At 41.7% G+C, this 6,706-nt stretch carries 11 protein-coding genes; 7 read left to right on the forward strand and 4 right to left on the reverse strand.

Annotated features, from left to right (window positions below; all coding sequences use genetic code 11):
* From ACEYW6_RS35360 to ACEYW6_RS35375, 4 genes are all read right to left on the reverse strand, one after another.
* A partial coding sequence (locus tag ACEYW6_RS35360) for a hypothetical protein (protein ID WP_412983470.1) occupies positions 1–620 on the reverse strand: 620 nt, incomplete at its 3' end.
* Positions 621–1,179: 559 nt separating this feature from the next.
* Positions 1,180–1,863: a hypothetical protein gene (locus tag ACEYW6_RS35365; RefSeq protein WP_412983471.1), complete on the reverse strand. Its 684-nt coding sequence runs from the start codon at positions 1,861–1,863 to the stop codon at positions 1,180–1,182.
* A complete protein-coding gene (locus tag ACEYW6_RS35370) occupies positions 1,864–2,451 on the reverse strand; it encodes a hypothetical protein (RefSeq protein ID WP_412983472.1) in 588 nt (195 codons plus the stop codon).
* A gap of 92 nt (positions 2,452–2,543) precedes the next feature.
* Positions 2,544–2,756 (reverse strand): hypothetical protein, encoded by a 213-nt coding sequence (locus tag ACEYW6_RS35375; protein ID WP_412983473.1) that lies wholly within the window; start codon positions 2,754–2,756, stop codon positions 2,544–2,546.
* 263 nt (positions 2,757–3,019) lie between these two features.
* Here ACEYW6_RS35375 and ACEYW6_RS35380 point away from each other — a divergent pair, with 263 nt between their 5' ends.
* The 7 genes from ACEYW6_RS35380 to ACEYW6_RS35410 form a co-directional block, all read left to right on the forward strand.
* Positions 3,020–3,388 carry a hypothetical protein gene (locus tag ACEYW6_RS35380; RefSeq protein WP_412983474.1) on the forward strand — a complete coding sequence of 123 codons (369 nt, stop codon included), beginning with the start codon at positions 3,020–3,022 and terminating at the stop codon, positions 3,386–3,388.
* A 3-nt stretch (positions 3,389–3,391) separates the two neighbouring features.
* The gene (locus ACEYW6_RS35385) at positions 3,392–4,072 is read left to right on the forward strand and encodes a hypothetical protein (RefSeq protein WP_412983475.1); all 681 of its coding nucleotides are present in this window, start codon (positions 3,392–3,394) and stop codon (positions 4,070–4,072) included.
* 151 nt (positions 4,073–4,223) lie between these two features.
* On the forward strand, positions 4,224–4,415 hold the full coding sequence (locus ACEYW6_RS35390) for a hypothetical protein (RefSeq protein ID WP_412983476.1): 192 nt from the start codon (positions 4,224–4,226) through the stop codon (positions 4,413–4,415).
* 66 nt (positions 4,416–4,481) lie between these two features.
* Positions 4,482–4,640, forward strand: coding sequence for a hypothetical protein (locus ACEYW6_RS35395; protein ID WP_412983477.1), 159 nt, complete (start codon positions 4,482–4,484; stop codon positions 4,638–4,640).
* Between the two features lie 123 nt (positions 4,641–4,763).
* Positions 4,764–4,958 carry a hypothetical protein gene (locus tag ACEYW6_RS35400; RefSeq protein ID WP_412983478.1) on the forward strand — a complete coding sequence of 65 codons (195 nt, stop codon included), beginning with the start codon at positions 4,764–4,766 and terminating at the stop codon, positions 4,956–4,958.
* Complete coding sequence (locus ACEYW6_RS35405; protein ID WP_412983479.1) at positions 4,945–5,619, forward strand: hypothetical protein; 675 nt, start codon at positions 4,945–4,947, stop codon at positions 5,617–5,619. The genes ACEYW6_RS35400 and ACEYW6_RS35405 overlap by 14 nt, the downstream gene beginning before the upstream one ends.
* Positions 5,616–6,706 (forward strand): hypothetical protein (locus ACEYW6_RS35410; protein WP_412983480.1); only part of this gene is annotated, 1,091 nt, incomplete at its 3' end. The genes ACEYW6_RS35405 and ACEYW6_RS35410, both read left to right, overlap by 4 nt.

Here is a 6,706-nt window from a genome sequence, read left to right on the forward strand (position 1 = left end):
TTGCTGTTACCCTCATCTATTCTTGGCGTGTTGGGCTTGAAGCATCCCCAATCGGAATCTTCACCAGTGATAATATTAATTCCGCTACACCACCAACCACCATCAGCTAAATGAGCATATCGCCGCATGTCTCCATCCCTGATCCTTCCGTCGTTACGGCGGGAAATTTTGGGACTGTAGAGCAAGTAATCATAACCCGCCCCTGACAACGATTTGAAGTTAAGCGCGGCTATTTCAGGGTTAATAGCACTGTTAATAAATTCTTGGTAATGTTGACCTTCTATGCCCTCAAAACCACTCCCACCCCTGCAACTCTCTCCAGGTTGGGACGCTGACTCAAGAATTCTAATGCTAGCTGTTTGCTCATTCCCGATGCTATCAGCCTTGTGAATATTCTCTTTTGGGCACGTTTGTACTTTCTGGTTCCTGGGTGTAATACTTTGCCCTGTGGCAGAATTTCCTGTGTCAGTGGGAGCATATTTGCTTTTTTTAAATTCTGCAATAGCGCTTGACTCATACCTGTGGTTGCCTCGCTTGTTGAATTTCCTGAAAACCTGCCTTAACTCTCGATTTAGTGATTTTTGGGGTGAGGCTATCTTGCCGAATCCTGTGTGACTCATGCTTTTACCCCGCTTTTAGGCTTGGCTAGCCACTTGATAAAACGCCCACAATCAGCGCACTCTAGGCGGGAATGATGTACCCCAGTTCCCGGACTGATCTTTGTAGTCTCGCAAGCGCACCCCGGTTTTTGATAAGGCTCTAGGTCAAATAAAGGCTTTTGGAAACTTGAACTTTGTAAGTTCGATTGTTCGATATTGTCGAACAAGCGTGGTATTATTAATTTAGGTTTTTCGGAATCGCTGTGAATCCTTGTTTGCGGCGATTTTGACATGTTTGGGGGTACTCCTTTTGAATGTTGGAGCCGCCCACTATTACCAAAATTTTGATAAGCTTGAAATCAATTAACGATATTTTTTGAGTGTTTTGTCTTTGCGTTTGTTCAGAACGCTTGAATTGTCTGATTTCAGTTTGCTGATTTTGGAGGTTCGTGGGCAAGCACTTTTTCTTTTTGTCTTTCTGATACATTAATCATTTCATACGAAACCCTTTTTGAGGGCCGTTTTTAGACCAACCTATGAAACCCTTACGCAGTAAGCGTCTTTATGATCGGGTATTATTTTAGTTGTCAGTTTCAGCCTTTTTGAGCGATCGGTTCCTTTTGACTTTTAGAAAACTTTCTTGCGTATTTTGTTGAACTAGTGGGATAAATGCGTTACCTCGCCCATGACGCTGGCAAAGTACCCCAGATTTGTATGATAAGGCCGCCCAATCCTCGGTCTTAAACGATTCCATAAACTTTTTGAAAGCTGCCAGCATAGGTTCCCAGTATTTTTTTAAAAATCCTGGTTCTTTGTTACGTCTTTTTAAAGCTTCGTCAAAAAGTAATGAAAGATGTGGGCGATCTTCGTTTTTAAAAGGATTACTAGCCTTTTTTAATTCACCAAAAATATGATAAAAATTTTTACTTCCCTTGTCTTTCCCTCCAAGAATTACAGAGTGTGTTGATAAACAATGTTGATATTCCTCACATACAATCTCTAAAAACCATGTAGTAGCATTATCATATTGCCCTGGTTCTAAACGAGAATGGCATTTTTCACATAGTATTAAAAACTTGTGATATAGGATTGCAAGGGGATTAATTTGATTTAAGAATGTTCGTTCATCTTTATTAAGTTGCTGCCGTATACATTGAACTCCTGTTTCTTCCTGATAAACAAGGTTGCAAACCGTATTCCACATGAATTGTATCGGAATGTGATTACTTTCATCTACTAGTGAAACTACTGTGATCGCGTCCATTTAAACCCTCGCTGCCAAAGTTTGACTTTTAATTTCATCCTCAATCGAAGTTAATCCCGTCTGTAAAATGAGTTCTAGCCACTCGCTTTGTGGCTCACCTTTAGCAGCATTTTTGCATCGTAAAGCCAATTCATAGCTACCACTTAAAACACTTTCAATTCGGTCAGTTCGTGATTGTAAATCTGCCAAGGCAATTGCAGCAGATCGAGATTCCTTGAGACAGTTCAGAAGTGTTTGAGCATCGCCACGATTGTATTCAGATTTAAGTTTTTCCTGAATTTCATTAGCCAGTACAATACTGATGCAGCAGCAAAACTCAAGACATCCTTTGGCATCAATGCCTTTAGTTTTGGAGAGTAGCTCAAATACAGCTTGAGCAGTTTCACCTGCTCTTATGTGCTTTCGCCTCCAAACACTTAAGCTGTCAAGCGACGGATTAAACCCCCGCTGATTCCACCAAACTTGTAACTCAAGCAATGTTTTGGCTGAGGTCGCGTAATCTTGCCATGATTCCTTTGCCTCTGGTGTAAGCTGATCAATTAGTTTCTCTACCTTTCCTGCATAAATATGTGTTCTGCGAGTTGCCATAAGTGTTTAGAGTAGATAGTTCGGATGTACTAGAATAGCATCACGCACATTTTCCCGCCTCAATCATCTTGGTGATCGCCTCTTTGGTTTGATCATGCTGTCTTTTCCTTCTCCTGTTTCATTCCGTCAAGAACTGATTGCTTTTCCCTGGCCCACTTGGAAATCATCTCTTCAAGCGCCTTGCTTTGATCTGTCTCTGTCGCAGCACAGATAGTTTTAAACAATAATGCAAGGTCTTTAGGCACATAGCCAGAGATTAATCGGTAGTTCGGATCACCTCTCTTGCCTCGAAGATTCTCGCCCATAAATATTTAGCAGTATAGATATTACATCTATGCTGGCATGAACTCAGAGAGTAGCAAAGTTTTTCCTTGACAAGAGTGCATGAACACTTGCTATCATATCAGCAAGGCAATCAATCGGCAACAAATCACTATTTAGCGTCCTACGAGTAAGCCAAAGTATTACCCCATCTGGCTTTTAGCGATTAGGAGCGACATTGTGATGCTTGCTCTATCGATTGATAGCTAATTAACCATTAATTCATATTGATTACCGTAGTAAACCCATGAAACCTAGACGGAGCAAACATTCTACAGATTTAGACTCATTTCTTGATTTTCCATCTACCAAGACATATTTAGCTGAGGTTTTGGGTGTTAGTCGCTCGACCTTAGTCACTTGGGAGAATTTAGCTTTCTGGAGAATCCCCAGTTTCAGAGATGCCTACCCCAAAACCCACGATGGCAGTTACGACCGGGAATCACCCTTATCACCCTACCAAGCATGGGTTTTGGGCAGAGTAGGGCGATTAATGGCACAGCTACGACGGTCTGAACGAGTCAAAGGCTATATCGCCAAAAACCCGAATGATTTTTCTAGATACCGCTATCAGCAAGCATTCCAGCAAATCCAAAAAATCCAAAAGGGAGCGTAAATCATGGCAACACGGAAGAGAACTACAGCACCAACAGCAGACACAGTAAGCATTCATGATGCTTGCTTAAGGTATATGACCACGGAACAGAGCTTGAGACTGGCTTTAAGCCATGTTCGCCCCGATGATTTCGATACTGTAAAGGCAGTTTCAGAATTAGATTTAGAAGCGATCGCCTCCCACTTTCAGCCAGAAGTACCAACTGTGGCTAGCACCTCAGAGTTACCTGAAAATTCACAAAATTTAACACAACCGGAACAGCCTGAGAGTTCACAAAATTTAACACAGCAAACATCGGAACCAGGACTAGAACAGCCACAAAATACCCTTTCCTTGCCTCAGCAACAGCAACATCTAACAGCCCCTACCCAATCCCCAAGCAATCATGCCCAGCTAACGCTAATTGACCAGCTAGCTCGGCAGGCATCGGAAGAAATAGCAGCAGTAGACGCGATCGCCCAAGTTAAGAACCAACTGATTTTAAATAATTTAGCTGTGCGAGATGCCGAACTTGCAGAGGGTATCAATCAGCACTGGCAACACCAAAAGCAAGGATATTTGGGAGCGATTAGAGATTTGGCTGGACTTGCACAGCAAAAGCCAGAAGTTACCCCAGATGAAACTGACCTGTCCCAAGAAATTGAAGGCATCATCACTGAACTGGGAAAAAAGTTAATCGCGTGAGAGGGATCAACATCCTGTTATCTCCTTTTGATTTCACGAACTGGTTATTGGAGAAATTATTTGGCTTTTCACCGTGAACAATGAAAAAATCATTTCTCAACTTGATAGATCGTCCTTGCTTCATCTCTCTAGTTTTTTAATCCAAAGCTTAATGCATCCGTCTGAGAGTCTTTCGGAGATAGCCGATCTAGAAATGTTTTGGGAGCTAGACGAAGATGCCGTTGATTACTGCAAAAATCTTGAGTCACATGAGTACATGAAATTTTTACAGCAAATTATCAACACCCTCGCCAAGGAAGAAGAAGCTGCTGCCATCGGTTCTCAACTTTGTTTGCCTATTTAAAAGCGATCGCTTACCGTCCAAAGTAGCGATCGCCCGATCATCGCCCTTTATCAAGATTGACAACCAATGAAATTCTACTCTCTCCTAGTAGCCATGTCCTATATGGCTCTACTTGTCGCGCTTACCCTTGTTAGTTTTGCCAGTAATCTATCTCAAACAATAGCCGCAACAGAACACGAAAACCCACCACCAAAACCTTATAGAGGGCAAGGTAAGCGCGATTAGAGCAGGTAAAAAAAAGGGATGTTTGCCAGCATCCCCCCGCAACACTTGTAAAATCCCATTTCTGGGAATGTATCTTAATTACCCAGCAATTATGCCATATAGCACCCATATCAAAAAAGCTTTATGGATGACTTAAATAGCCACATTCAAGACGCGAAAACGGACGAAACAGAGCTAGAACAAGTCCTCAAAAAATACGATTTGGATGAGGAATTAGCGCTTGAATTTAGTGAAATTGACAAAGCATTTAGACAACTAGAAATTAAATATCAATCATTGCTCAACACTAGAAAATTTTTCAACAATGGCAAAAATTGACGTTACAAAAGCAGCCGCGAAAGCTGTAGCTGAGAAGTTAGCAGGGCGTAACCAAAACGGGTCATCTAGCAGTAATTCTACATCCGCTACCTCTGCCACATCTGCCAGCATTCCCATAGATAGCCGTATCCCTGGCTTGATGACAGTAACTCCCGATTTAGTACCGGGAATGATGCCAGCTTTTAAGCCAGAAGATTACCGCGTAAATGACCCTTTAAACCCTCCCGAAACTCTACCACAGGCAACTCAAAGCCAGTTTGATAAAGGGATGAAAATCTATGAGGGTTCTACACGAGCATTGAAACTTACGGGAGCCGCGCTCGACCTGACACGCGAGAAATTTACTGTTATTGGTAAGCACTCAAAAGCTTTTGGTGCTGGCATCCAAGCGGCTACCGAGATTGAAAAAGTTAAGGGTAACTACCTTGACTATTTGAATCAAAAAGAGGTGACTACCCAAAAATCAGTTGCTTTAGATGTTAGTCAGGTTAAAACGATCGCTGATACGAATATCTCAGTTTATAGCAAAGATGAACTAAACCAAAAACTATTACAAGCACAAATAAAAGCTGAAGAATTAAGGCTAAAAACTGTTGAGTCACAAGGGAATCTAGCAAGCTTTAAAGCACAGTTAGGTGATTACCTAGAGGTAAAATCATGAGATTATCCTACAGCTTAGGGCTAAGTGCTTTTAGCTTGTGCGCTGGCTTGGCAGTAGCTTCTGGAGGGTTCACCAACGATATAGCCAAAGTAATCTCTATGCTTGGTGTGGGAGCATTGCCAGCAAGTTTTATTACTTACTTTATCGCGGATAATAAATCACAGAGATTGCTAAATGATGCTGAAAGTAAAAACGAACAAGCAGGTAAGACACTGCATAAAATAATTAGGGATTTTGACACTTGCAAGTCAAAGTTAACTAACGCTAGCAGCCAGCTAGAATCCTTGAAAGATGAACTTAAAGAAGCGAGAAATACCATCAACTCGTTAGGTCATAACAAACTAGAAAACACGGGTTTAATTGCCCAACTGCAAGCTAAGTTGAACCAAGCGTTTACCCAATCACAGCAAGAAAAACAACGTATTGAATATTTAGAATCCGAATGTGAGCAATGGGAATTTAACTTTAAATCTCAAGTAGAAACGGAAGCTAATCAACGTTTTCAACTTGCTAAGTCTCAGGAATTAGAGAAAATTTACTTAGAGCATGACTCGATAACCAGTGAAGCTATGCAGTTATTTAGACGGCTGCAATCCTGGGGTGAGAAGGTAGCGCACGGACATCAAAGCAAAGCAGAAATTATCAAGAGTTTAGCAAGTAGCTACAACGAAAATTTAGATGAGGTTGGGGAGGCAATCGCTAGTGAGCGCCAAAACTATCTTTTACAAATCGAGCTACTAAACGAGCGTATAGGTCAATTGCAGCAACAATTACAAGGCGATTTATTAGAACCTGTTTATGGTGACTTTGGCTTTGATATCAACGGCAAAATAGCCAACGAGATAGCGCGTACTCTGTTTACTGATATCAATCTAGCTTTAGGCGTTAAAGGCTTCCAGATTAAGCCTGACGGCGTTGTAGATGTGGGCTATGAGTATTCGCGCTTTGTTGACCCTCAAGCCGTCGTAGATGCAATTAAGAGACATTCTGAGGTACTGGTTAAAAAGTTAGGACTATTCAAAATAACAAGCGTTCGCAAGCTGGAAATAACCGATTGTATTGTGGTCAGCTACCGTATGGGGCCAGC

This window comes from Nostoc sp. UIC 10607, from assembly GCF_047228265.1.
Classification (GTDB): domain Bacteria; phylum Cyanobacteriota; class Cyanobacteriia; order Cyanobacteriales; family Nostocaceae; genus Nostoc; species Nostoc foliaceum_A.